We start from the raw sequence: 26,707 nt of genomic DNA on the forward strand, positions 1-26,707 counted from the left end.
CTTATATCTCGAAAAATCAGGATACCTTACCAGAAGCCTCAACATCTTCTTGCTGTCTGTATCACCAATCTCTAATATCTCAGGAGATACTTCTAATAGCCTTTTTCGAAGCCTGTTTTGCAACCTTATCTTCTCATCTATCAGGGTTTGTTGATGCCGAGACAGAATCTTTAACTTTTCATTGATTTTTGTTGCCTTCTCTACCGCAATGAATGCCTTTTCATTTTCAGCGTCTAAATAATCTCTTAATTTCAGCATTTTTGCTAACATTTTTGCGTCCCTTTTATCGTTACGCCATTCTGCCCCAAATACATTCCGAAATTGTTTTAATTTTAAATTATCTACATTGTATAAGGTGAATCCGCTCTCTATAAGTATCCGATCAAATGGTGCTCCGTATCCATTCTTTCCTTCAATTGCAAATGATATTATCCCACCTTCTCTTTTCTCAATCTCTCTAAATTCTCTAACTGCCTTATAAAATTCACTGAATTTGTGTGCTATCTTCTGGTCATACAAAATCTGTTCTTCATCATCCATGATAATTATGTGATGATTATCACTGCCAATATCGATTCCTCCAGATAACCTTTTCACGCCTCACCCTCCTTTATGTTTGATATTTTATGGCTCTGCCAATACCTTTATCCCGTCTATAATAGCCACTTAAAGGCACCTTTCCATTAGACAGGGTATTGGCAGGAGAACATCCGGCAATTCAAACCGAGTCACAATAATTCAACATTATTGACTGACCCCGTTAGCCACAAATGTTCCCCTAGCCATTTATCATTTATATCACATAAAGAAGGCTTCTTAATTTCATTCCCTATTTTTTACTCTCACTTTTAATTATAGACCCCAATTCCACTACATTTGGCTATTTCATTCCCTCACTATTTCACTACTCACTGATTTAATGTTTTGGCATTAAGACATTTGGATTTTGAAATTTGGATTTTTTAGACCATATTTAAACCTCAGGCTATGTGATAAGTAGCTTTTTTATCCACTTTGCAAGCAAAATTCCAATTTTGAAACTGTGGATTTTGTCTTAGGAATACAGAGAAACCTTGGTTTCTTCCAGAGCAATCATGAATTTTGGGACAATTTTTGCGGAATTCAAATAATGGATGGCCTCGTTTACTTGCACTGATAACTTCAATATCTTCCCTTTTTGGCCAGATGTGGAATTAATCCCCCATCTTCTATTAATTCTTTCATGAAACCTGGTAAGGGTTGAATAGGTAAACAAAGGTTTTTGGTTAAATTTGTGACTTCACCCTTTTCCAAATCCAGTTTTAAAATATTGCCTTCTTTTGTAGCCTCTACTACATTTTCTGCTTCTATCAGGGGCAATCCAATATTAAAGGCATTGCGATAAAAGATACGGGCAAAACTCTTGGCAATTATGGCTTTAATACCAGCGGCTTTGATAGCTAAAGGGGCGTGTTCACGAGAAGAACCACAGCCAAAATTGCGCCCAGCTATTATGATATCACCATCTTTCACAGACTGAGCGAAATCAGGTCTAATGCCTTCCATACAATGCTTGGCCAATTCCTGAGGGTCAGAGGTATTTAAATATCTTGCAGGAATAATAATATCTGTATCAATATTATCTCCAAAACACCAAGCCTTGCCTGTGATAACCACAAATTCCTCCTTATTCTATTTCTTCAGGACTAATAATCTTACCAGCAATAGCAGAGGCGGCAGCTACAGCAGGATTGCTCAAATACACCTCGCTCTGTGGATGTCCCATACGGCCAATAAAGTTTCTATTAGTGGTGGAAATAGCCTTTTCACCTGGAGCCAATACTCCCATATGTCCACCCAAACAAGGACCACAAGTGGGAGTGCTTACTGCTGCACCGGCTTTAATAAATATTTCTATAATGCCTTGACGTAAAGCCTCTAAATAGACCATCTGTGTAGCAGGAATAACAATACACCTCACTCCCTTGGCTATTTTATGCCCCCTTAACAAAGAGGCAGCCACTTGCAAATCTTCTATCCTTCCATTAGTACAGGAGCCTATAACCACCTGGTCAATTTTAATTTCTCCAATCTCAGAAATACCTCTTACATTTCCTGGAGAATGAGGTAGAGCAATTTGGGGTTCTAAATTGCTTATATTATATTCTTTCACTGAAACATAATTAGCATCTTCATCATTTTGATAAATATAATATTTCCTTTGAGCTCGTGACCTAATATAGTTTTCTGTTTTTTCATCGGGAATAAAAATACCATTTTTTGCCCCTGCCTCAATAGCCATATTAGCCATGGTAAACCTGCTATCCATAGAGAGTTGACTGATGGCTTCACCCCCAAATTCCATGGCCTTATAAAGGGCCCCTTCCACTCCTATATCACCTATGGTATGAAGTATTAAATCCTTACCCATCACCCATTTAGGCAGATTGCCCTTATAAATAAGTCTAGTACTAGCTGGGACTTTCAGCCAAATCTCTCCTGTCAACATCACTGCCCCTAAATCAGTGCTTCCAACTCCTGTAGAAAAGGCACCTAAAGCACCATAAGTACAAGTATGGCTATCTGCCCCAATCACTAAATCCCCTGGTAAAACTAAACCTTTTTCAGGTAAGAAGACATGCTCAATCCCTACCTGACCTACATCATAAAAATGGGTAATGTTCTGTTCATAAGCAAATTCTCTTACTTCCTGACATTGAATAGCAGAGGGGATATCTTTATTGGGGGTAAAATGGTCTAAGATAAGGGCAATTCTGTCTTTATCAAAAACCTTTTTACCTCCTGCTGCCTTAAAAGCCTTAATGGCCAGAGGAGCAGTAATATCATTAGCCAAAGCAAAATCTACTTTAGCCTTTATAATTTGTCCTGGCTTAACTACATCTAATCCTGCATGCGCGGCTAGTATTTTTTCAGTTATGGTCATGCCGATTTACTCCTTTCTTCCTGATGCATCTTTAGCTTTCCTCTTCTGGTAAGATAGGCTAGAAAGAAAGCAGGACCGGAAGCTGCATAAATGAGTGAAAAGCACCATAGAATTAAAAATGGGTGACTCATAACGATTACTAAAATTAGGAGTGCTCCTACTGAAGCCCGGAATGGCTTATGTTTAACCCATTCCCAATCTTTGAAACTTTGATAATGGAAAGTGCTTACCATTAAAAATGATAGAAGATAAGTGAGACCCAGGAGAAAATATTGGGTATGTTTAACAAGAAAACCATATTCTGCGGTATTGACAACACTTAAAGCCAACACTCCGGCAGCAGCTGGAATAGGAAGACCAATAAAGTAACGTAAACTTGCATTTTTTACTTGAGTATTAAAGCGGGCCAAACGCAATGCCCCACATGCCAAATAAAGAAAAGCAGCCAACCATCCCCACCTTCCCAATGGTTTTAAAGCATAAGTAAATATGAGAATAGAAGGAGCTACGCCAAAGGCCACCAAATCTGCTAAAGAATCATATTCAATTCCAAAACCGCTGACCGTGCCAGTAAGTCTAGCTATTCTTCCATCTAAGCCATCTAGAAAACCTGCTATTATAATGGCAATAACGGCCATTTTCCAATCACTATTTAGTGAAGCAATTATGGCATAAAAACCTGCAAGTAAAGTAGCAGTAGTGAGAATATTTGGTAAAATGTATACTCCTTTTTTTTCTTTCATGACCAATACCCCAAAATAGTTTCACCTGCCTTTACTTTTTTGCCTAAAAGGGGTTTTAAAATGACCCTCTGCGGCAAATATAAATCTACTTTTGAACCAAAACAGATAATCCCAAATCTCTCACCCTTTTTCACTGATTGACCCAATTTTAAACCACATAAAATTCGTCGGGCCAATATACCGGCAATTTGGACTACTATAAAAGTTTCTCCTGTAGGTGTAGAAAAAAAAATAGTGTTGGATTCATTGCAATTGCTGGCTTCTTTTTTATAAGCAGGTAAGAATTTACCCTTTTTATATTCAATTTTTTTAACCTCTCCATCAAAGGGAACACGATTAACATGAACATCAAATAAAGACATAAAAATACTTACTTTCTTCATTTTATCTTTGCCAAAAAGAGACGAGTCTAGAAATACCACCTGACCATCTGCCGGAGAAACTATGGCTTTTTCATTTTCAGTTATATTTCTTTCAGGGTCTCGGAAAAAATATGCCAAGAAAGCAGTTAAGATTCCTCCTCCTATAGCTACTATATACCATCGCCATAAAAAAAGAAAAAAAGATACTATTCCTGCACTTATTACTAAAGGCCAGCCTGATTTATGCATAAAGTTAGTTATTCTCCTTTAGCCAGGACATCATATTACGCAATTTAGCGCCTACTTTTTCTAATAAATGTTCCTCTGCTTTGCGTTTTAAGGCATTAAATACAGGTCTTCCTGCCTTATTTTCTAAAATCCATTCCCTGGCAAAAACGCCGGTTTGGATATCCTTAAGGATTTTTTTCATCTCCTGACGGGTGTTTTCATTTATAACCCTGGGGCCTCTGGTATAATCGCCATACTCAGCGGTATCACTAATTGAATAACGCATGTGTTTAAAACCACCTTCATAGATTAAATCAATAATGAGTTTCATTTCATGGATACACTCAAAATAGGCAATTTCTGGTTGGTAACCTGCTTCTACTAAAGTTTCAAAGGCTGTTTGCATTAAACTGGTTATACCTCCACATAAGGCCACTTGTTCACCAAATAAATCTGTCTCTGTTTCCTCTTTAAAAGTAGTCTCCAATACCCCTGCACGGGTTGCTCCAATACCCTTAGCATAGGCCAATGCCCGCTCTTTTGCCTTACCAGAAGCATCTTGGTGAACAGCCACTAAAGCCGGCACCCCAGCACCCTTTTCATACATGCGGCGCACCAGGTGTCCTGGGCCTTTAGGCGCAACCATAATTACATCTACATAAGCTGGAGGTATTATTTGGTTAAAGTGGATATTAAAACCATGGGCAAAAAGAAGGGCTTTCCCCTCTTTTAAATTGGGCTCTATTTCCTTTTTATAAAGTTCAGGCTGAGTTTGATCCTGGGTAAGTATAGCAATCAATTGGGCCTCTTTGGCCGCTTCTGCTGCAGAAACTGGTTTAAAACCCTGTTCCAAAGCTTTTTGATAATTAGGCCCCCCTGGCCTCTGCCCTACAATCACATTTAAACCACTCTCCCTCAAATTCAGGGCATGAGCATGTCCTTGACTTCCGTACCCAATAACCGCAATGGCTGTGTCTTTCAAAACATCCAAGTCCACATCCGTATCATAATAAACCTTCATCTATCTCTCCTTTCTCTTAGGATTTTTTTGCTCTAGGCAAAGCTACTGTCCCTGTGCGCGCAATTTCTTTGATTTTGAAATGGCGCATGAGTTCAATAAAGGCCTCTAGTTTTTTGGCATCACCTGTGATCTCTATAGTATAATAAAGCGGACTTACATCTACAATCTTCCCTCGAAAAATTTCCATTATCCTTAGAATTTCGGCTCTATTTTGGGGCTCTGCTTTTACCTTAATTAAGGCCATCTCTCTTTCTACGGACTCTATTTCTGAAAGGTCTATTACTTTAATTACATTAATAAGCTTGTTTAACTGCTTCTTTATCTGTTCAATAATCTGTTCATCTCCTGCCGTTACCAAGGTAATTCGTGAGATTTGAGGGTCAAGGGTTTCGGCCACACATAAACTTTCTATATTGAATCCACGTCCACTAAATAGCCCTGCTACTCGCGAAAGTACTCCGGGTTGATTCTCCACTAACAAGGAAAGAGTATGTTTCATTTTTCCCCTCTTTTTAATTTAGACTAAAACCGTTCCACCTAAAAGCATTTTTGTAATAGGTGCTCCTGCTGGCACCATGGGATATACATTTTCTTCTGGTTCAATAATAAAATCCATAAATACAGTTGCATTTGTGTTCAATGCTTTTTTAATTACCTCTTCAACCTCTTGAGGCTTGGTAGCTCTCAAACCAACAGCTCCATAAGCCTCAGCTAGTTTAACAAAATCAGGAGAATGTTCTAAAGAGGTTTGAGAATATCGCCTTTTATAAAACAATTGTTGCCACTGTCTCACCATTCCTAGATAACCATTATTTAAAATAGCCACCTTTATTGGAAGATGATTGCCCACTGCTGTAGCTAATTCTTGAATATTCATCTGAATACTTCCATCTCCTGCAATATCCAGAACTAATTTATCAGGAAAGGCTACCTGAGCACCAATAGCTGCTGGGAAACCATATCCCATAGTGCCCAATCCGCCAGAGGTAAGAAGGGTGCGTGGACGGTTAAATTTAAAATATTGAGCAGCCCACATCTGGTTTTGTCCTACTTCAGTAGCTACAATTGCTTCTCCTTTAGTAATTTCATAAAGTTTTTCTATCACAAATTGGGGCTTAATAGGACCATCAGGAGATTGTTCATAAGCTAAAGCATCCCGCTCTTTCCAAGCATTAATTTGTTCTAGCCAATCTTGATGTTTATTTTGCCACTCTATATCCTGGTCAATTTGACTAAGAGCCTTAGATAGCTTTTTTAGGGCATCATAACAATCACCAACAATAGGGATGTCCACAGAAACATTTTTGCTAATAGAGGCAGGGTCTATATCTATATGAATGATTTTGGCTTCAGGGGCAAACTCCTCTAATTTTCCAGTAACTCTATCGTCAAATCTGGCTCCCACAGCTAATATAACATCACAGGTAGAAATAGCCATATTTGCCCTATATGTGCCATGCATACCCAACATACCTAACCACAAGGGATCTTCTCCTGGAAAACTTCCTAACCCCATAAGTGTATTGGTCACAGGTATAAAATAAGCTTTAGCCAATTTTTGCAATTCTTCAGAAGCACCTTCAGAATAGATTACCCCTCCACCTGCATAAATTACTGGTTTTTTTGCCTTTGCCAGGAGTTGAGCTGCCTTTTTAATTTGTTTAATATTGGCATAATAGGTAGGTTTGTAACCTGCTAAATTTAAATTTCCTGGATATTGGAACTCTGTCTTTGCCTGTTGGATATCTTTTGGTAAATCAATCAAAACAGGTCCTGGCCGCCCAGATTTAGCAATATAAAAAGCCTCCTTTACAATCCGAGCAAGGTCTTTTACATCTTTGACTAAATAATTATGTTTAGTGCAAGGACGAGTAATTCCTACCACATCTGCTTCCTGAAAGGCGTCATTCCCAATCAGCTTGGTAGGCACTTGTCCTGAAATAACCACAATAGGAATAGAATCCATATAAGCAGTAGCAATGCCAGTAACGGTATTTGTTGCTCCAGGACCAGAAGTTACCATGGCCACACCTACTTTACCTGTAGCCCTGGCATAACCATCAGCCATATGCACAGCCCCTTGTTCATGACGAACTAAAATATGGCGAATAGGAGAATCATAAAGCCTATCATAAACATCTATAATAGCTCCTCCAGGCAAACCAAAAATAACTTCTACTTGTTCCTTAAGTAAACTTTCAATGAGTATTTGTGCTCCTGTTAGTTTCATATCCCCATTTCCCTTTTATATTTTTTTAAAATGGCAAGAATTTTGTCTTTACCAGCTAGTTTAATCTTTTTTAACCTATTTTTTTCCAACTCCTCTTCTGGTGTTAAATAAACTCTTTTATTATATTCTTCTATTTTTTCCTCTAATTCTAAATGTTCTTCCCACAATTTTTTCAACTCCTGGTCTTTATTTATCAACTTGCTGATTAAGTCTATCTCCTTTTGTTCCATCCTGACCTCCTTAAAAGAAGTTTTATATTCATATAATCGGGGTTCTGTCAATATTTGGGAATATATTTATCGTTCAATGGGAAGGTCTATTATACAGGTTGTGCCCTTTCCTAATTCGCTTTCTAATTTAAGAGTTCCTCCATGATTCTCTATAATTTCTTTAGAAATACCAAGACCAAGTCCTGACCCCTTTGGTTTAGTGGTATAAAAAGGGTCAAATATCTTTTCTAAATCCTCTGGTGGAATACCCTTCCCAGTATCTTTGATAATGATTTCAATATTATCATCTTTTAGTTTTGTGGTTACACTTAATTCACCTTTATCAGGCATGGCTTCAATACTGTTTTTGAGGATATTGATTAATACTTGTTTTATTTGTCTGGGGTCTAACAGAGTTTCTGGAATATGTGGGTCTAATGAGTGGATAAATCTTATTTCTTTATCTTTAAGGCTAGGTTCTATTAAAGAAAAAACCTCTTTTATAATATCATTTATAGAACAGAGACTCAAATGGGGTTTGGCAATTTTAGTAAAATCCCTAATATCCATAAGAAATTGGTTTAATCTTTGAATCTCATCTATAACTATTTGTAACTTTTGTTTATTTTTTTCATCTTTGATGGAGCGAAGCACTTGCAATGTAAATCCACCAATTATTATAAGAGGGTTTTTGATTTCATGGCAAATGTAAGAAACACCTCGTCCAATAGTGGCCAATCTTTCTGAATGGAGTATTTTTCTCTCTAGTTCTTTTCTTTCTGTCAAATCACGAAATACAGCCACGGTACCTATTTTTTGCCCACTTTCTTCATATAACACAGCTGCTGAAAGCCATACTGCTATTTGTTCCCCTTTTTTATTTTGAACCACAGTTTCATAATTGGCTAACTTTCCTATTCCGCCAAATTTCCTCTGATACAAGTCTCTTTCTACCTTTTTGGCTATTCCAGGAGGATAAAGTTCATTCATTTTCATTTTTCCAATTACTTCTTCTGCAGAATAACCAAACATCAATTCCGCCTTCTCATTAAAAATCACAATGTTTTCTTCTTCATCAGTGCCTACAATGGCATCAATGGAATTTTCGATAAGATTTTTTTGAAAATCATACATTCTTCTTAATTTATCTCTAGATGTTTTTAAATCTGAAGTCAGCTTAATCAGACTGGTCTGCATTTCCCGAAAACTGGAAGTCAACTCTCCTATTTCATCCTTTGACTTAGAAGCTGGAATTTGTTTTTCAAGATTCCCAGCGGCAATGGCTTTGGCGGCAGTAGTAAGCCTTCGGACTGGGATAATGACCATATAGTGTAAAAGAGCAGTAATCAACCCAATTAATAATATTACTGAAATAAAAAAATTAATGATAAGTTCATTACGATGTTTATTAAGCTTTTTTTCAACCGGAGTCCAGACAAATGCCATGGTTAAAGCACCTAATATTCTTTTCTCACTACCATGACATTTATAGCAGGCCTTTTCGTTTAAAATAGGCACAGTATAGCGATATATCTTTTCTCCAAAACGTTTTTCTAATCCTTTGGTTAGAGTATGGGTGCGTAAGGCCTCTAAGGCACGCTTAGAACTTGTGATCTTACCTATCCTTTCAGGATTTCCACTATATCTAATTACACCATCCGAATTACAAAGACTAATTACACGCAAATCCTTTAGGGCATTTACTCTTTCTAAAATGGCCTGGACATATTCCATCTCACCATCTAACATGGGGTACTCTATACTCTTCATAACTGTATCAGTGACATCACGAGCTTTTTTTCTTGCTTCTTCCAAGAAGAATCTTTCGTGGGTTTTCATATCTCTGTGGCTAAAACTAGCCAAGATAAGAATCAAAACCAAACCCACACTAGTGATTAATTTGGTTCTTAAGCTGTAAAATAGGCTATCCATCTCCTAAAATTCTCTATGGCCATGCTGAGTATGGCACTTGGTGCAGATATTGTGAGGAACCTTTACAGTCTTTCTTTTTTCTTCCAAGGTGGTAGCCTTTAAGTGAAGACTGGCAGGTCCATGGCATGTTTCACACTGCACATTTTTGAGATGTGGGGTTTTTTCTACACTCACAAACCCACCAGGTTCGCCATATCCTGTAGTATGACAGGGTAAACATTGTGGGTCGTGTTCTTTTCCCCTCATTTCTAAGATACGGAAATTCCTAGAACGTTTAAAACCAGAATACTCCTTTACGATCTTCGAGTGGCAAGCCTTACACTTATCCATTCCCACATAAACTGCCTGTTCTGCTAATACCTCCGAAGCCAAAAACAAAATAATTATTAAAACAATCATTATCGTCTCCTCCTTATTGTTAAATATATTATCATTTTAAACTGGAAAGGACAACACTTTGGCTGGACCATATAACAACCCATTTTTTATTTCTGCCCGCAGACAGGTTTGTGGGTTTTATTTTAAAATTATTACGGATTTTGGGGGTAAAATTTTCCTTGATTTTTTTTCTTAATTGATATAACTTTTAATTATAAAAATAATAAGAAAATTTCTAAAGTGAAAAAGAAGAACCTCTTTACCAAGCGAAGATTTACAAATAAGACCAAAGAAGAACTTATAAATGAGCTAACAGAGGTATATCGGCGAATTGCTGAGTTAGAAGTATCAGAAGCCAAGTGCCAGGAGGCATTGAAAAAGACAAATCAGAAATTACATCATTATCAAAAAAGACTGAAATTGGCACAAGAAAAAATCATCCAAGATGAGAAGTTAGCTATGCTTTATAAATTTGGCTCTTTTATTATCCATGACTTGAAAAACCTAGGAACGTCGTTTTCTTTAGCTGTTCATGCCTTTCAGACCTCTCCGCAGGCGGATTTTTTAAAACCTCATATTGATGCTATTATTGCTAAGATTGAAAATATAAAACAAATAGCAGCTAAATTTTCTAGATTGCCGGATGACTTAGAGCTTAGATTTAAGAGGTGTGATATTAGCTCTTTGATTAAAGATGTATTAAGTAGATTTAAGGTTCCTCATATCCGGGTCACTGAGCATCTACCTATTCTTCCTCCCGTAAATTGTGATGATAGTCTCCAAATGGCATTTTATAACCTAATAGAAAATTCTGTAGAGGCTATGCCTGCCGGTGGGGAATTATTAATTAGTGCTGACCTTACTAAAGGAGGAAAGTATATTAAAATTTGCATCAGTGATACAGGTTGTGGAATCCCAGAAAAGATCCTTAACAACCTATTTAAGCCCTTTCAAACCACTAAGAAGAAGGGATTGGGAATTGGTCTTTACCAGTGTAAGGAGATTATTGAAAAGCACAAGGGGAAAATAAGCTTAAAAAATAAATCAACACAGGGAACAGAGTGTTTTGTTCTTTTACCTGTGGCTAAAGATAACCCTGATTAGAAATTAAGTGGAACAAAAAGTTCCACTTAAGGTTTATCTATATTTTGATTGGTCAAATGGAAAATTATCGTCATGAAGTGAAACAAAATGTTCCACTTTTCTCCAACGATACTACTTAAAATTTCAAGAAATACCTTACTTTTATTTTTGGCATAGATATTGCGATAAGGAGGTTTATCATGACAACTCCACGTATTTTAATTGTAGAAGACGATAGCTATATGAGAAACCAACTTAAGGAACTCCTTAAAAATGATTATCAAGTGTTTACATCAGGAGATAGAGACGAGGCTTTAAGTGTTTTTAAATATACCAAACCAGATTTAGTGCTTCTAGATTTATATCTTCCACCAGATATTTATAGTAGCAAAATAGGAATGGATATTCTCCAACGCATATTAGAAATAAGGAATAATACCAAGGTCATTGTAATTACAGGCAGCAATGATAATAAAGATGCCCTTAGTGCAGTAGACATGGGAGTTTATGCTTATATTACCAAACCCTTCAATATTGACGATTTAAAAGTGCTGATAAAAGGATGTTTATATATACAAAAGCTTGAAAGAGAGAATAAGGCTTTGCATCAAGAATTAGAGAAAAGATGGAATTTCGAAGGTATTATTGGAAACTGTCCTCAGATGTGCCAGGTGTTCTCTATTATAAACAAAGCAGCCCCAACTGATTATACTATCTTGATTGAGGGAGAAACTGGGGTAGGTAAGGAGCTAATTGCCAGAGCCTTACACTCTCGAAGCCCTAGGAAAGAAGGTCCATTTATAGTAATAGATTGTACTGTTATCCCTGAAGGGCTTTTAGAAAGCGAACTCTTTGGCTATGAAAAAGGCTCTTTTACAGGTGCATATAGAACCAAGAGAGGAAAGATAGAATTAGCTGAAAAAGGCACCCTATTTTTGGATGAAATTGGTGACCTTCCCATTTCCCTTCAGGCAAAGTTCTTAAGATTTTTAGAAGAATCGAAGATACAGAGGATAGGTGGGGTATCTCCAAAAAAGGTAAATACTAGGGTGATTGCAGCAACTAATAAAGATTTAAAATTAGGTGTGACAAAGGGTTCCTTTAGAGAAGATCTATATCATCGTCTAAACATGATATCTATTAAAATACCTCCCCTAAGAGAGAGGGGCAGTGATATATTACTTCTGGCAGATTATTTCTTAAAAAAATATAGTGAAGGAAAAAGGCTTAGTTCAGAGGCAAAAAATGCTCTATTTCAGCACGATTGGCCAGGTAATGTTAGGGAATTGAAAAATAGGATTCAAAAGGCCATTGCTATGTCTTCGGATAACCTTATTTCTGCAGGAGATTTGGGATTGGAGACAAAAAATAGTTACCGCAATAAATCTTCGTTAAGGCATGCCAAGCAAGACGTAGAAAAAGAATACCTAATCACGGCCTTAAGAAACAATAAGGGAAATATAACCCACACAGCTCGGGAGCTAGGTACACATAGAATAGTTATCAGGAGATTGATGAAGAAGTATGGAATAAGTAAAGAGAAGTTTATGCCATCTTATAAAGGCCAATTAGAATTTCCAAGGAGAAATATAATGTCTAAATTAAAGATATTGGTGGTAGAAAGTGACAAGGCTCTTAGAATTGAGTTGGTTTGGCACCTTAAAAAACATTATGAAGTGTTTGAAGCAGCAGATAGACATGATGCTCTTACCTATCTAAAAAAAGAAAAGAGGCCAGATGTCATTTTGCTGGAACTATATTTACCACCTAGAAGAGATACTTTAGAAGATGGTTTTTATGTATTACAAAAATTCAAAGAAAGGATACCAGAGGCTAAGGTAGTTATTATAACCACTGCTACAGAAAAGGAGGTTATGGATAAGGCTAAGGAAGAAGGAGCCGATGCCTATTTGCAAAAGCCTTTTGAACTGGAGGAACTAGAAGATACCATTGAAGAGCTCTCTCAGTCTGTTCCCCAGGGTAAGGAGAGAAGGAAATATTGGAGGGATGATGAGGGAAAGGGTATAGGTGTTGAGAAAAGGAAGCAGTGGCGGGTAAGCTGTGAATTGCCTATTCAATGGGTCTTAGTTGAGGGCGAATCTCCATTAAAGGGAGAAACAAACACCATTGATATAAGTTATAGTGGAGTATCTTTTCCTGTAGAAACCCCCATTGCTCCTAATAGCGTATTGGATATGAAGTTATCCTTACCATCCCATTTGCCAAAACTAGTAGTTAAGGCTGTGGGAGTAGTAAGGTGGTTAGTAAAGCTTAAAAATGAGTATACATATAGGCTGGGAGTTGAGTTTGTAGAAATGAAATATGCTCATAGGAAGGCTATTGCAGATTATATTTACAAATTGTAGCCACATGTGATTAAGCTGAAAAAAAATTTGGAAATTAATAGGTCTGCTTGCGGCAAGGCAGACAAATAAAAATACAAAATGTAACTTACGGAGGCGGAGCTATGTCCTTGCAATGGTATGGAGTATATACCTCTTGCCGTCATGAACAAAAGGTGTATGAAAGATTGGTTGAGAAGTCTATTCATGCATTTCTTCCCAAAATGGAGGTGTGGAGTAGACGCAAGGATCGAAAAAAGAAGTTACAACGCCCTCTTTTCCCAGGTTATTTGTTTGTAAATATAGATTTAAACCCTTACATACACCTAGAAATTATAAAAACCCCAGGGGTAGCTTATATTTTGAGTAACAATGGAAAGCCTACTCCTATACCTGAAAATCAGATAGTCTCACTCCAGAAATTACTTAAAAACGATGTATTGATAAGACCTTACCCTTATCTTAAAATAGGACAAAAAGTAAGAATAGTTGATGGCCCTCTTGCAGGTTGTGAGGGTATTTTACTAAGAACCAAACCAAATAAACACAGATTAATTATCTCAATAGACTTGCTTAAACAGTCTGTATCCGCCGAAATACATGAAGCTGATGTAGAACCAATATAGCTTAATTCTGTTATTAGGTCACTGGGTCAAAATAATAACCTAATTATGATTTACTAAAAATAGAGAAACTCAAGCAAATGCCATGTGTGGAATTATAGGTTACATCGGAAAAAGGCCCGTTCTTCCTATCTTAATTGAGGGATTGGAGCGACTAGAATATCGTGGATATGATTCAGCGGGTATTGCCCTTATGAACGCTAAAAGAGAAATAAACGTTTTAAAGGTTAAGGGAAAGATCAAAGATTTGAAGGTAAAAGTAGAAAATGATGGATATTGGTGGTCAAATAATCACAACTTTCATATAGGTCTAGGTCATACCCGCTGGGCTACCCATGGAAGGCCTTGTGAAAAAAATGCCCATCCCCATCTAGACTGCAAAGGAAAAATAGCTTTGGTACACAATGGGATAATTGAAAATTACAAGAAACTTAAGGAATTTCTTATATCTAAGGGGCATAGATTTAATTCAGATACAGATACTGAAGTCCTTGCCCATCTTATTGAGGAATTTATGGATGGAAGCTTGGAAGATGCAGTTAAAAATGCACTAAAGAAAGTAAAGGGTTCCTATGCCATTGGTGTTATCTCAATAGATGATCCAAATAAGATAGTAGCTGCAAGAAATGAGAGTCCCCTGATTATAGGAATAGGAAACAATGAATATTTTTTAGCCTCAGATGTGCCTGCCATCTTAAACTATACCAGAGGTGTAATATATATAGAAGATGGGGAATTGGTAGTTTTAGACAAAAAGGGCTTTAAGATATGTCCTTTAAGAAGAAAGCGAGAAGTTAAAAAAGACATAGTCAAAATCTCCTGGGATGTGGCTTCCATAGAAAAGAATGGATATGACCACTTTATGCTAAAGGAAATCTATGAGCAGCCAAAGGCCATAAGGGATACTATAAAAGCCAAGGTTTGTAATGGGAAGATATTGTTAGATGAAATAAATTTATCTCCTAAAGAGTTAAGGAAGATAAAAAAAGTATTTATAGTGGCCTGCGGAACCTCTTATCATGCTGCTTTAATAGGAAAGTATATGCTTGAGAAACTTTGTCTCGTCCCGGTTGAAGTAGATATTGCCTCAGAATTTAGATATAGGTCACCCCTTTTAGATAAAAATTCCCTAGTGATAGCTATTAGCCAGTCTGGAGAGACCGCTGATACCCTTGGGGCTATAGCCTATGCAAAAAATAAGGAATCAAAGATAATCTCTATATGCAATGTAGTAGGAAGCAGCATCACTAGATGCTCCCAAGGAACAATTTATACCCATGCAGGCCCAGAGATTGGAGTTGCTTCTACCAAGGCCTTTACCACCCAACTGGCAGCCTTATATCTCTTTTGCCTTTATTTAGGAAGTATTAAAGGGTTGATTGATCAAAAAACATGTAAAAGATGCCTTAAAGCCCTTGAAAAAATCCCTGAGGATGCGGATACCATTTTAAAAAGGGCATCTGAATTAGATGAGCTAGCGAATCTATTCTATAAAAAGTCAAACTTTCTTTACCTGGGAAGGGGCATTAATTATCCTATTGCCTTAGAAGGTGCCTTAAAGCTAAAAGAAATATCCTATATTCATGCAGAGGGCTACCCTGCAGGAGAGATGAAACACGGTCCTATTGCCCTAATTGATAGTTCTCTTCCAGTAGTAATATTGATCCCCAAAAACCAGCTTTATGAAAAGATTATATCTAACATGGAAGAGGTAAAGTCCCGTGGGGGCATTGTTATAGCAATAGCTATTGAAGGAGATAAAAATATAATAGAAAAGGCCGATCATGTATTTTATGTGCCTAAGGTATTAAATGAACTCACACCTATCTTATTTACCATACCTCTGCAGCTTCTGGCTTATTATATAGCAGTGAAAAGGGGATGCGACGTGGATAAACCCAGAAATTTGGCAAAGAGTGTCACAGTAGAATAAAAAGAGCGGTAATAGAGCTCAAACATTGTATGATTACACGACCCTTGGAAACCCATAACACAGGAGGTAACAAATGAAGAGGCCCATTTTGCTTCTCTTATGGGGATTAATATTTGCCTTCCTTGGAGGGTGCGCTGGAACCCTTCCTATAGATAACAAACAAGCAGAACAGATATTGAGGAACTACATTATCAGTCCTGGGGATATGTTGTTAATCGACATTATGGAAGAAGAAACTATCTCAAGGACAGTGCCTGTTCGTCCAGATGGAAAGATTTCACTCCCTTTGATAAACGATATCCAGGCAGCAGGCCTAACCGCAATGGAGTTGAGGAAAAATCTGATTAAAAAACTAAGTAAATTTTATAAGATAGTAGACGTGACAGTAACAGTTACAGAAGTTAAAGGATACAAGGTTAATATAATTGGAAACGTTAATAGACCTGGGGTGAAAATCCTAACTGCTAAAACCACCTTTTTAGAAGCCATTTCTTTAGGAGAGGGTTTTAGTGAATGGGCTGATGTAGATGATATTTATATCATAAGGCAAATTAATGGTAAACGGAGGAAAATAAAGGTAGATTATGAGGGAATACTTGAAGGCAAAAAGGAAGATATCTGGATTTTACCAGGTGATACAATCGTAGTTCCTTAGGAGAGTAAATGATGGATAAAGAAGAAGTCTTTCCCATAAGGGAATACCTTGATACAGCGATTCGAAGAAAATGGTTTATTATTATACCTTTTATTCTCTCACTTATCCTTACCACTGGCCTATATTGGAAACTTCCTAAGATTTATCGTTCTGATACCTTGATTTTAGTGCTTCCTCAGAAAGTTCCACAAGACTATGTAAAACCTACAGTAACTACCCCCATCCAATACCGTCTTAAGACCATAACCGAAGAGATACTCAGTCGCACCCGCCTAGAGACCATCATAAATGAATTAAATCTTTATCCCGAGCTTAGAAAGACAACACCCATAGAACAAATTATAGCCAAAATGCGAAAAGATATTGAAATAAAAGAAAAGGGAGAGAGTTCGTTTAGGATCTATTACCAGGGGAAAGACCCTGAAACTGTAAGAAGGGTAACTAGCAAACTAGCCTCTTTATTTATTGAAGAGAATCTTAAAACCAGACAACAGCAAGCACAGATAACTACAGACTTCCTTTCTCATGAACTCGCCTTAGTTGAAAAAAAATTAAAACAGCAGGAGAAGGCTATTACTGCATTTAAATCTAAACACATAGAAAGCCTTCCTGAACAGAGGGAATCCAATTTGGCTATGCTTAGACAGCTTTGTGAAAGAAGGCAAACAATTATGGAAAGGATAAATATCGCAGAAAATCAAAAGACTTTCTTACAACACCAACTTGCTAGCCTAGACCGATTTGTATATCCTGATACAGAAAATCAGGTTATAACACCTAATTCCTCTGTTCAATCTCAATTAGTAGCAGCCCAAAATCAACTTTTGGCATTAAAAAATATATATACCGACAATCACATAGAAATTAGGAAGCTAAAGGAAAAAATCAATCAACTAAAAAAACAATTAGAATCAAACAACAAAGAAAATCAAGAAATACAGCAGGTTCAAATGCTAAATCCAAGAGTATTGGAATTGAAAAGCCAGCTAATGACCATAAATATGGAGGTCAAGCGTCTTAAAGAAGAGGAGGTTAAGTTAAAGAAACAGATTTCCATTTATGAAAAAAGGCTTGAGCAAACTCCTCACGTAGAACTCCAATTGGCTGATCTGACGCGCGATTACAATAATACCAAAAGATTTTATGAAGAGTTACTGCAAAAAAAGATGCATGCAAAACAGGCAGAAAATTTAGAAAGGAGACAACAAGGAGAACAATTCAGGATATTAGACCCACCGGTATTACCCAAAATACCCTATAAGCCTAATCCTTATAGACTCTTTCCAATAGGTATCTTTTTGGGGTTAGGCTGTGGTTTTGGTCTAGCATTTGTAGTGGAGATGTTGGATAATTCCTTCAGGAATCCCAAAGAAGTTGAAGAATACTTAGGTATACCAGTTTTAGCTAGTATCCCAGTGATTAAGAAAAAATAAACTTTTTTGGTCATGAGGAACGTGCCTTGATACCGCAAATGCGCAGGGCAGCAATATCGGCGACTGCCAATATGGCAGAGGGCTTTGGCCGGTTCCATTATCAAGAAAAAAAAGCAACCCAATGACAAATGATGTAATAACCTAACCATTTGGAGGGACAATGGGAAAAATCCATGATGCCTTAGAAAAAGCAGAAAGAGAGCGTTACCTAATTAACAGAAGTTTACCCAAATCGACCCCTAAGAGAGAAAGCGGGGTTGAGAATATAGAAGTTCAGGCTCCAACACTACCAAAGGCCGAGAAGGACATTATTAAAAAGAAAAAAGGATATTACAAAGATACTTATGCCTTAGCAACTGAACAATTTAGGATATTAAAGTCCAAAATCTTGTATGTAAAAAATGGCACTCCACCTAAGACCATCCTTGTTACCAGTAGTGTTCCTTTGGAAGGTAAAACTACAGTTGCAGTCAATTTGGCCATTAGTATCGCTCAGGGGGTTAAGGAGCATGTCTTGCTGGTAGATTGTGATTTTAGAAAGCCAGAGATTCACAAATTATTTAATCTTTCTCCTCAAAGGGGTTTAAGCGATTATTTGCTAGGCCAGGTAACCATCCCTGAAATCTTGTTAAAAACAAAAACCCCTAAGCTCTCTGTGCTTCCTAGCGGAAAGCAGGTTTCTAATCCTGCAGACCTTTTGGCCTCTGAAAGAATGAAAGAACTCATTCAAGAACTAAAGAATAGATATAATGACAGGTATATTATCTTTGACTCTTCCCCACTTCAGCTTACTTCTGAAACTATGGTGTTATTATCCCAAGTGGAAGGGGTAATACTAGTAGTTAGGGCAGGAAAGACAAACAGGAATTTGGTCTTAAATACTATAAAGGAGATAGAGAAAGAAAGACTCTTGGGTGTTGTGTTAAATGGCGTAGAGAAATCTCTGACCAATAAATACTATTCCCATTATAAATACTATTAGTCTCAAACAATAACCAAATAGACCATAACGGTGAGAAATAGCTATTTTATAGCTTAGTTGCTATCAATAAGGTAAAAAAGTAATCAAGGCATAGAGCAATGATGAATTTAGGTAGGAAAAATTTAGCAATCTTAAGTACTTTTCTAATATGTATGGTGCTTATTTCAGTAGCCTGCAGCAGTCCTGCAGAAAAAAGGGCAAGACATCTAGAGAAGGCCCAAAAGTATTTTTCAGAGGGTAAATATAAGGAAGCCATCATTGAGTATAAAAATGTGCTCAAGTTAGACACCAAAAATGCTAAGGTCTATTATAAATTAGGACTTTGCTACCTGAATACAGGAAAAGGAAGGGAGGCCTTTAAGTCACTTTCGGCGGCGGTAGAATTAGACCCAAAGAATCTGGATGCCCATCTTAAACTGGGAAATCTATTTCTGCTTTCCAGGCTCCCAGAAAAGGCAAGGGAAAAGGCAGACTTGGTCCTTTCTCAGGAGCCAAAAAACCTGGAGGCCCTTATCCTTTCAGGGAATGTTTATATTCAGAAAAAGGAGATAGATAAGGCCATAGAAATCTTTAAAAAGGTGCTAGAATTAAGACCTAAAAGGCAACAAACCTATTTTATCTTGGCAACTTTAGTTTCTTTAAAAAGAAAATTTACAGAGGCTGAAAGATATTTAAAGAAAGCTATAGAGATAAATCCCCAGGAAATTAGTGGATATCTGACATTAGGAAATTTTTATATGGCCACCAAAAGGCCACTTTTGGCAGAAAAGGCTTATAAGTCAGCCATAGGAATTGAGCCTAAAAATTTCAAGCCTTATGTAGTGTTAGGAAATTTTTATAGACATCAACGGGAATTCAAAAAGGCGGAAGAACTATATTTAAAGGCTACCGAGATTGACCCCAATGATGTCCGCCCATTTATGGTACTAGGGGAATTTTATAGGACAAGGGGTGAGAATGAAAAGGCAATCAAGCACTACAATAAGGCCTTGGCATTAAATCCCAAACTTAATTTGGCAAAGATAAATCTTGGGCAAATCTACCTCAAGCAAGATAAATTAGATAAGGCCTCAACTGTTATAGAAGAGATATTAAAGGAAAGACCCAAAGACCTGGGGGCAAGACTCCTTAAAGGTCAACTGCTTATAAAGCAAAGGAAAATAAGTGAGGCTACAGAACTCCTTCAGACACTTATAAAGGATGAGCCAAAGTTTAGTGAGGCCCACTATTTTCTAGGGCTGTGCTATATGAATCAAAGAAATATACACCAAGCTAAGGCAGAATTTAATGAGGCAATAAGTTATAATCCTATGCTCTATAAGGCAAATCTCATTTTAAGTGAAATTCACCTTAGAAGTGGGGCCTTTGATCTGGCCATAGCGCATGCAAAAAGGGTGTTAGAAATAAGACCTCAAGAGATAAATGCCCATGTTGTTATAGGAAATGCCTATTTATATCAAGGAAATTTGGATAATGCCTCTTTGGAATTTAAAAAGGTCATCAAAAAAGCACCTGAAAATCCTGTGGGGTATTACAGATTAGGACTGGTTTTAGAGGCCCAAAAGAGATATGATAAGGCACTCTCTCAATTTGAAAAGGTACTGAAATTAAATCCTAGGTCTGTAAAGGCCTTAAGCCATATAGCTACCATATACCTTTATAAGAAAAACCCCGATAAGGCTATTTCAAAGTGTAAGGAACATTTAAAAATAGTCCCTGATAACCCATTTATCTACAGTCTTATGGGAAATATCTATGCTTCAAAAGGTGATACCAAAAATGCAGAAAAGCAATTTAAAAAGGCACTTTCTATCAATCCCAATCTCCTTTCACCTTATATGGGTCTGGCAGGCCTGTATGTGCAAAGTAAAAAGGTTGGTCAAGCCATAGCTCAATGTAAAAAAGCCATTGAAAAGAATCCTAAGTTTATTCCGGCACGCATGAATTTGGCCCTCCTGTATCAAACCAAGGGAAATGATAAACAGGCCATAGAGGAGTATAAAGAGATTTTAAACATAAATCCTAAATTTGCACCTGCAGCCAATAATTTGGCCTGGCTGTATGCAGAAGGTGGTGAAAACCTGGATAAGGCCCTAAATTTGGCACAGACTGCCAAGCAGCAGTTGCCTGATAACCCAGCGGTTTCTGATACCTTGGGATGGGTGTATTATAAAAAGAATATGTCTGATGGGGCTATCTCTCTTTTTCAAGAAGCACTAGAAAAATTACCCAATCATCCCATTATTAATTACCATTTAGGTATGGCATACTTTAAAAAAAGGGAAAAGGAGCTGGCAAAAAAGTTTCTGACAAAGGCCCTTAATATCAACCAAAAATTCCCCCAGGCAGATGAAGCCAAACAAGCCCTCAAACAACTAAAAGAATAAAACACAGAAACTGTGTGAACTCAATAAACTGAATAATGTCCATTTTCCCACTCATAAATTCTTTAATATGTGCTATTTTGGCCATTTTTGTCCTTTCTAGAAATGCCAGACATCCACTGAACCTCAGCTTTTCATTGGGGCTGTTTTCTCTTGGTTTTATAGAAATGGCTAATTTTATAGCACTGCGTAGCATCCTTCCCCTGTTCTGGATACGTATGGCCAGGGTAGGCGAATGTCTCCTTCCAGCAAACTGGATACTCTTTATCTATGCATTTGCCAAAAAAGATAGGCAAATTTTGACCAAGGATAAGCTGGTCATCTCTATTTTCTATGCTACATCTCTATTTTTTATGGCCTTTTCTCAAAGGGAATTTTTCATTACGCCCTTAAGCGACTTTCTCTTTAGGATTGAAAGGTTAGGCTATTATTTTTATCTCTTTCTCTGTTTTTCCATGATATTTATCCTTTCTAAGTTAGAAGGCATCCTTTTTTCTTCAAAAGGGGCAGTAAGGTGGCAAATAAAATATGCCATGCTTGGCTTGGGCTCTATATTTGCCTCTTTTATCTTTATTACTGGACAGAGGCTGCTTTACAGGACAATTGATTTACACTTTATCCCTATCCATTCAGTAATTATCCTCATCTCCCTTTCCCTTATTGTATTTGCCTCAGTAAGACGCCACTTTTTGGATGTAGATGTATTTGTGTCCCGTTATGCAGTGTATACTTCATTGACGGTAATATTTGTAGGCATATATTTCCTTTCCTTAGGTCTAATGGGGGAATTGGCAAGAAAACTTGGCATAGATTTAGGATACTTATGGGAAATACCTATCATCTTTATTTCTGTCCTTATTTTATCAATCGTTTTGCTCTCTGATACAGTGAAGCGGAAGGTAAGATACTTTATATCCAGACACTTTTATAAGGATAAATATGACTATAGGGCTCAGTGGCTAAATTTTTCAAACAGGTTGAGCAACAAATTTACTGCATCTGAGATATGCAATGCTACATTAGAGCTTCTATCTGAAGCCATGTATGTAAAGCAGCTATCAATCTGGCTTTATGATGAAGAAAATGAAAGTTTGCAAATAGCCTCTTCCAAAGGGCTTGCCAAAGTCGACTTTAAAGTAGAACATAAAGATTTCATCTCCTCCTTAAAAAACAGACCTTTTATCCTTAAAGAATCTCTTAAAAAGGAAAATAGCAAAGTTTATGAAGAAAATAGAGAATTTTTTGAAAAGGCAAGGGCTTCACTGTGTGTGCCTATGATAGTTGGGGATAATTTCATAGGTATAATTGCTATTGGACCTGAATTTAGTGGCAAGGGATTTATTCAGGATGACTTTGATTTATTAACATCCATTGCTGCTCAGGCCTCAAATGCCCTACTAAATGTCCGTCTTTCTGATAAGCTGATTCAAATCAAAGAACAAGAGACCTTTCATAGACTATCTTCTTTTATAGTGCACGACCTTAAAAACCTGGTTTATACATTATCTTTGAGCCTTCAAAATGCCAGAAAATACTTTGATGAGCCTGAATTTAAGAAGGATTTATTAGATACCATCTCTAACAGTGTCTCAAAGATGAAGGTCTTAATGGCAAAGTTATCTTCAGCTCCAAGAGGGCTTAAAATTAATTTGCAGCAGATAGATTTAAATAACTTAATCAATGAAGTTGTGGATAGCACTAAACTAAATAGCAAGGACATAAATATCAAGAAATATTTTGGAGATATACCTGTTATAAAAGCCGATAAGGAGCAATTAAAGAAAGTAATTACAAATCTTATGCTAAATGCCTTGGAGGCCAATGGAAATAGAGGAGAAATAAAAATCAATACATATTCCAGAAACGGATGGGTAGTCTTTTCTATTTCTGATAATGGACCAGGGATGGATAAAGAATTTAAAGAAAAGTATCTTTTCAAACCATTCCACTCTACAAAAAGCAAGGGGTTAGGCATTGGACTCTTTCAATGCAAGACCATCATAGATGCCCATAAAGGAAAAATTGAGGTAGAGAGTGAAAAATGGAAAGGCTGCACCTTCACGGTTAAACTCCCGGTTTGACAAATAAGTCCACGGATATTAAAAAACTAACATGGCTATAGCAATTCCAAAAAAGAAGAAATATACCTATGAAGATTATGCAAAGCTTCCTGAAGGCGCCCCTTATCAACTTATTGGTGGAGAATTAATTATGACCCCAACTCCCACACCCTATCATCAAATAGTTTCGCGAAAAATAGTGTCTTTATTAGTTCAGCATGTGGAAAAGAATGATTTAGGAGAAGTTCTTTATAGCCCCATAGATGTTTACCTAACCGAAGAAGATACCTTTCAACCCGATATTATCTTTATTTCAAAAGAAAGGCTTAATATCATTGGTGAAACTAAAATAGAAAGTGCCCCAGACCTTATAATAGAACTCCTCTCTCCTGCTACTGCCTATTACGACCTTGGTAGAAAATATGAAGTCTACGAAAAAAGTGGTGTAAGGGAATACTGGATTGTCCATCCAGAGAGAAAAAGCATAGAAATTTATCAAAATGAAGGTAGTCAATTTAGACTCATCCAAACAGCAAAAGAAACAGGTGCTATCAATTCTCTGGTTTTAAAAGACCTTGAAATTAACTTAGAAAAGGTATTCTAAATCAATGTTTAGTTAAATAGTTAATTCCCTTTGAATAGTTTTATCATTCTGGGATTTTTGCCCTGTTAACCAAAGCATAGAGAGCGAAATGGACGAAAAGGATAAGATTCTGATTATTGAAGACGATAAAGGCATTGCAAAGCAAATTAAATGGGCCTTATTGAAAGATTACCACGTCCTCATTGCCCATGATGTCCCCATTGCCCGTCAGCTTTTAAAAAAAGAGAGACCAAAGGTTATAACCTTGGACTTAGGCCTTCCACCTAAACCTGACAGCCCTGAAGTAGGTCTTGGGCTTTTAGAAGATATATTAAAATTTAACCCTCATACTAAAGTCATTGTTATAACCGGAAATACAGAAAAGGAGAATGCACTAAAGGCCATTCAGATGGGTGCCTATGACTTCTATTATAAACCTGTAGATGTAGATGAGCTTAAGGTTATCATAAGGCGTGCCTTCCATATATATCGGCTTGAACATGAAAACTTAGAATTTCTTCAAAGAAAGGCTGAGGGAGATAAATTTTTGGAAGGTCTAATAGGCCAAAGCCAAAAGATGCAAAAAGTTTTTTCTTTGGTAAGGAAGGTAGCTCTAACTGACTTTCCAGTATTAATCCAGGGAGAAAGTGGAACAGGAAAGGAATCCATTGCCAAATCCATCCACCTTTTAAGCCAGAGAAAAAATAATCCTTTTGTGGTAATAAATTGCGGTGCTATACCAGAGACCTTACTAGAAAGTGAACTCTTTGGTTATGAAAAGGGTGCATTTACAGGGGCACATATTACCCGTGAGGGAAAACTTGAACTTGCCCAAGGAGGAAGTGTCTTTTTGGATGAAGTCTCTGAATTGACACTCCCACTTCAAGTAAAATTACTTAGATTCCTTCAGGAACACACTATAGAGAGGATTGGAGGAAGAAGGGTTATAAAATTGGATGTCCGAATTATTGCTGCCACTAATAAGAATCTAAAGCAGGCAATTGAAAAGGGAGAATTTAGAGAAGACCTTTATTATCGTTTAAACACACTAAATATTGAACTTCCTCCCCTCAGAGATAGGGGTGAAGATATATTAATTCTGGCAAAGTATTTCTTGTATCAGTATTGTAAAGATATTGGGAAAAAACCCATAAATTTTTCAAAAGAGGCTATAGATGCCCTCTGTCAGCACAATTGGCCAGGAAATATAAGGGAGCTTCAAAATAAGATAAAAAGGGCAATCATTACGGCAGAAGGAAATTATATTCTCCCTAAAGATTTAGAATTTGATTCAGATTCTATATCCTATGGGATACCTCTAGGTCAGTTGTCTCTGAAAAAGGCAAGGGAAAGATTTGAAAAAGGAATAATAATTAAGGCCTTAAGGAAAAATAATTATAATATTACTCACACTGCTACTGAACTTGGTATTAGCCGAGCCAGTGTTTATGAATTGATTAGAAAATATGACATAAAGATAAAAACTTTCTAATGTCAGAAAACTTTACAATTTAGGTGTCACAATACTTTACAGTTAAAATCCTTGCTAGATGCCATTTTTAGCCTGTGAGCCAATTTTGGTGTCAGAAAACTTTACAAAAATGGGTTCAAATCTAAAATCAAAAATCCAGTATTATCAAGGGTTTTCAATCTTGGCACAGATATTGAAGTATATGGCTATATAAGGAGGGGAGACGATGAAAAAGATTATTCAAATTCTGATTACTGCTGCTTTTGTGCTATTTTTTGGAATTTTTGAGGTTTCTATGGGAGTTCCTATAGGATATGTCATTGATGGAGATGTAAGTGACTGGGGTATTGACTTGTTTGCTGCTTCTAGTAAGGGTTACCTCGACAGTCATCTCCCATCTGGTGGTTTGGATATTGATTATATAACAGAGGATAATGCTTATAATGAGGGCGGTTGGCAGTATGTGGGACCAGGTTGGACTTATCAGAATTATTTTGATGCAGAAGCCATTTATTTCGATAATGACCAGTATTATGCCTATATTGCTATCATACAGGGTTTGCCAGAAGAGGGATATGATCCTCCGGGAAACCCAGTAAATGGTAACTATTCTTATATGTTCAAACCAGGCGACATCGCAATAGATGTGGACGGAGACTCCGTTTTTGAATACGGATTAAAGGTAAGGGGCGAAGGTGGATTTCAACAAGGTTATTTATACAGCGTAAGTGGCTGGAAAAACGTTTATTATTCGCAGCATAATATAGCCAATCCGTGGGTCATCGATGCAGGCACTGAAAAGGGAGCAGTAAGTTTTGTTTATAGCACAGAACAAAACAGTCATTATGTGTTGGAGGCGGCTATTCCCCTGGATTTATTGGGCTTAGATGCTAATACTGCTCATTCCCTGCAAATCCACTGGACCCAGGAGTGTGGAAATGATTATCTTACCCTAAAGGCAAATGTAAACCCTGTTCCTGAGCCAGCTACTATGTTATTGTTGGGCATTGGCCTAGCTGGCTTAGGGCTATTTGGAAGAAGGTTTAGGAAAAAGGTTTAAAACATTTTGATAGTATAACTCCCCCTTACAGGGGGGCATCCAAGAGACTTTCTCCCTGGAGGGAGAAATTCA

At 37.1% G+C, this 26,707-nt stretch carries 24 protein-coding genes; 13 read left to right on the top strand and 11 right to left on the bottom strand.

Annotated elements, in window-relative coordinates; translation table 11 throughout:
- The 11 genes from HS1_RS13295 to HS1_RS01760 all read right to left on the bottom strand — a co-directional run.
- On the bottom strand, positions 1 to 597 hold a 597-nt coding region (locus HS1_RS13295), incomplete at its 3' end, for an IS110 family transposase (protein ID WP_172793628.1).
- 564 nt (positions 598 to 1,161) lie between these two features.
- Positions 1,162 to 1,656 carry a 3-isopropylmalate dehydratase small subunit gene (locus HS1_RS01715; RefSeq protein WP_066060441.1) on the bottom strand — a complete coding sequence of 165 codons (495 nt, stop codon included), beginning with the start codon at positions 1,654 to 1,656 and terminating at the stop codon, positions 1,162 to 1,164.
- A 10-nt stretch (positions 1,657 to 1,666) separates the two neighbouring features.
- Complete coding sequence (gene leuC / locus HS1_RS01720) at positions 1,667 to 2,929, bottom strand: 3-isopropylmalate dehydratase large subunit (protein WP_066060442.1); 1,263 nt, start codon at positions 2,927 to 2,929, stop codon at positions 1,667 to 1,669.
- The gene (gene pssA, locus HS1_RS01725) at positions 2,920 to 3,666 is read right to left on the bottom strand and encodes a CDP-diacylglycerol--serine O-phosphatidyltransferase (RefSeq protein ID WP_066060443.1); all 747 of its coding nucleotides are present in this window, start codon (positions 3,664 to 3,666) and stop codon (positions 2,920 to 2,922) included. Before pssA ends, leuC begins: the two co-directional genes overlap by 10 nt.
- Positions 3,663 to 4,277 (bottom strand): phosphatidylserine decarboxylase family protein, encoded by a 615-nt coding sequence (locus tag HS1_RS01730; protein WP_066060444.1) that lies wholly within the window; start codon positions 4,275 to 4,277, stop codon positions 3,663 to 3,665. The genes pssA and HS1_RS01730 overlap by 4 nt, the downstream gene beginning before the upstream one ends.
- 4 nt (positions 4,278 to 4,281) lie before the next feature.
- On the bottom strand, positions 4,282 to 5,277 hold the full coding sequence (gene ilvC / locus HS1_RS01735) for a ketol-acid reductoisomerase (protein WP_066060445.1): 996 nt from the start codon (positions 5,275 to 5,277) through the stop codon (positions 4,282 to 4,284).
- Positions 5,278 to 5,293: 16 nt separating this feature from the next.
- Complete coding sequence (gene ilvN / locus HS1_RS01740) at positions 5,294 to 5,776, bottom strand: acetolactate synthase small subunit (RefSeq protein WP_066060446.1); 483 nt, start codon at positions 5,774 to 5,776, stop codon at positions 5,294 to 5,296.
- Positions 5,777 to 5,794: 18 nt separating this feature from the next.
- Positions 5,795 to 7,507 (bottom strand): biosynthetic-type acetolactate synthase large subunit, encoded by a 1,713-nt coding sequence (gene ilvB, locus HS1_RS01745; protein WP_066060447.1) that lies wholly within the window; start codon positions 7,505 to 7,507, stop codon positions 5,795 to 5,797.
- The gene (locus tag HS1_RS01750; RefSeq protein ID WP_066060448.1) at positions 7,504 to 7,737 is read right to left on the bottom strand and encodes a DUF465 domain-containing protein; all 234 of its coding nucleotides are present in this window, start codon (positions 7,735 to 7,737) and stop codon (positions 7,504 to 7,506) included. The genes ilvB and HS1_RS01750 overlap by 4 nt, the downstream gene beginning before the upstream one ends.
- A gap of 66 nt (positions 7,738 to 7,803) precedes the next feature.
- Positions 7,804 to 9,648, bottom strand: coding sequence for an ATP-binding protein (locus HS1_RS01755; RefSeq protein ID WP_066060449.1), 1,845 nt, complete (start codon positions 9,646 to 9,648; stop codon positions 7,804 to 7,806).
- Positions 9,649 to 9,651: 3 nt separating this feature from the next.
- Positions 9,652 to 10,047 carry a cytochrome c family protein gene (locus HS1_RS01760; RefSeq protein WP_066060450.1) on the bottom strand — a complete coding sequence of 132 codons (396 nt, stop codon included), beginning with the start codon at positions 10,045 to 10,047 and terminating at the stop codon, positions 9,652 to 9,654.
- Positions 10,048 to 10,266: 219 nt separating this feature from the next.
- Here HS1_RS01760 and HS1_RS01765 point away from each other — a divergent pair, with 219 nt between their 5' ends.
- From HS1_RS01765 to HS1_RS13545, 13 genes are all read left to right on the top strand, one after another.
- A complete protein-coding gene (locus tag HS1_RS01765) occupies positions 10,267 to 11,130 on the top strand; it encodes a sensor histidine kinase (protein ID WP_066060451.1) in 864 nt (287 codons plus the stop codon).
- Positions 11,131 to 11,309: 179 nt separating this feature from the next.
- The gene (prsR, locus tag HS1_RS01770) at positions 11,310 to 13,475 is read left to right on the top strand and encodes a PEP-CTERM-box response regulator transcription factor (RefSeq protein WP_066060452.1); all 2,166 of its coding nucleotides are present in this window, start codon (positions 11,310 to 11,312) and stop codon (positions 13,473 to 13,475) included.
- A gap of 101 nt (positions 13,476 to 13,576) precedes the next feature.
- Entirely contained in the window at positions 13,577 to 14,077 is a 501-nt protein-coding gene (nusG, locus tag HS1_RS01775; RefSeq protein ID WP_066060453.1) for a transcription termination/antitermination protein NusG, read from the top strand.
- A gap of 82 nt (positions 14,078 to 14,159) precedes the next feature.
- A complete protein-coding gene (gene glmS / locus HS1_RS01780) occupies positions 14,160 to 16,007 on the top strand; it encodes a glutamine--fructose-6-phosphate transaminase (isomerizing) (protein WP_066060454.1) in 1,848 nt (615 codons plus the stop codon).
- A gap of 73 nt (positions 16,008 to 16,080) precedes the next feature.
- Positions 16,081 to 16,662: a polysaccharide biosynthesis/export family protein gene (locus HS1_RS01785; protein ID WP_066060455.1), complete on the top strand. Its 582-nt coding sequence runs from the start codon at positions 16,081 to 16,083 to the stop codon at positions 16,660 to 16,662.
- Between the two features lie 8 nt (positions 16,663 to 16,670).
- The gene (locus HS1_RS01790; protein ID WP_082757540.1) at positions 16,671 to 18,095 is read left to right on the top strand and encodes an XrtA system polysaccharide chain length determinant; all 1,425 of its coding nucleotides are present in this window, start codon (positions 16,671 to 16,673) and stop codon (positions 18,093 to 18,095) included.
- Positions 18,092 to 18,220 (top strand): four helix bundle protein, encoded by a 129-nt coding sequence (locus tag HS1_RS13855; RefSeq protein WP_420886053.1) that lies wholly within the window; start codon positions 18,092 to 18,094, stop codon positions 18,218 to 18,220. The genes HS1_RS01790 and HS1_RS13855 overlap by 4 nt, the downstream gene beginning before the upstream one ends.
- 35 nt (positions 18,221 to 18,255) lie before the next feature.
- A complete protein-coding gene (locus tag HS1_RS01795; RefSeq protein WP_066060457.1) occupies positions 18,256 to 19,077 on the top strand; it encodes a CpsD/CapB family tyrosine-protein kinase in 822 nt (273 codons plus the stop codon).
- Between the two features lie 98 nt (positions 19,078 to 19,175).
- Positions 19,176 to 21,464, top strand: a complete 2,289-nt coding sequence (locus HS1_RS01800; protein ID WP_082757543.1) for a tetratricopeptide repeat protein — start codon at positions 19,176 to 19,178, stop codon at positions 21,462 to 21,464.
- A gap of 164 nt (positions 21,465 to 21,628) precedes the next feature.
- Entirely contained in the window at positions 21,629 to 23,542 is a 1,914-nt protein-coding gene (prsK, locus tag HS1_RS01810; RefSeq protein WP_172793629.1) for an XrtA/PEP-CTERM system histidine kinase PrsK, read from the top strand.
- 31 nt (positions 23,543 to 23,573) lie between these two features.
- On the top strand, positions 23,574 to 24,125 hold the full coding sequence (locus HS1_RS01815; protein WP_066060461.1) for a Uma2 family endonuclease: 552 nt from the start codon (positions 23,574 to 23,576) through the stop codon (positions 24,123 to 24,125).
- A gap of 88 nt (positions 24,126 to 24,213) precedes the next feature.
- On the top strand, positions 24,214 to 25,596 hold the full coding sequence (gene prsR, locus HS1_RS01820) for a PEP-CTERM-box response regulator transcription factor (RefSeq protein ID WP_066060462.1): 1,383 nt from the start codon (positions 24,214 to 24,216) through the stop codon (positions 25,594 to 25,596).
- A gap of 205 nt (positions 25,597 to 25,801) precedes the next feature.
- The gene (locus HS1_RS13545; RefSeq protein WP_066060463.1) at positions 25,802 to 26,635 is read left to right on the top strand and encodes a PEP-CTERM sorting domain-containing protein; all 834 of its coding nucleotides are present in this window, start codon (positions 25,802 to 25,804) and stop codon (positions 26,633 to 26,635) included.
- Positions 26,636 to 26,707 lie beyond the last annotated feature (72 nt).

This window comes from Candidatus Desulfofervidus auxilii (genome assembly GCF_001577525.1).
In the GTDB taxonomy this organism is placed as follows: domain Bacteria; phylum Desulfobacterota; class Desulfofervidia; order Desulfofervidales; family Desulfofervidaceae; genus Desulfofervidus; species Desulfofervidus auxilii.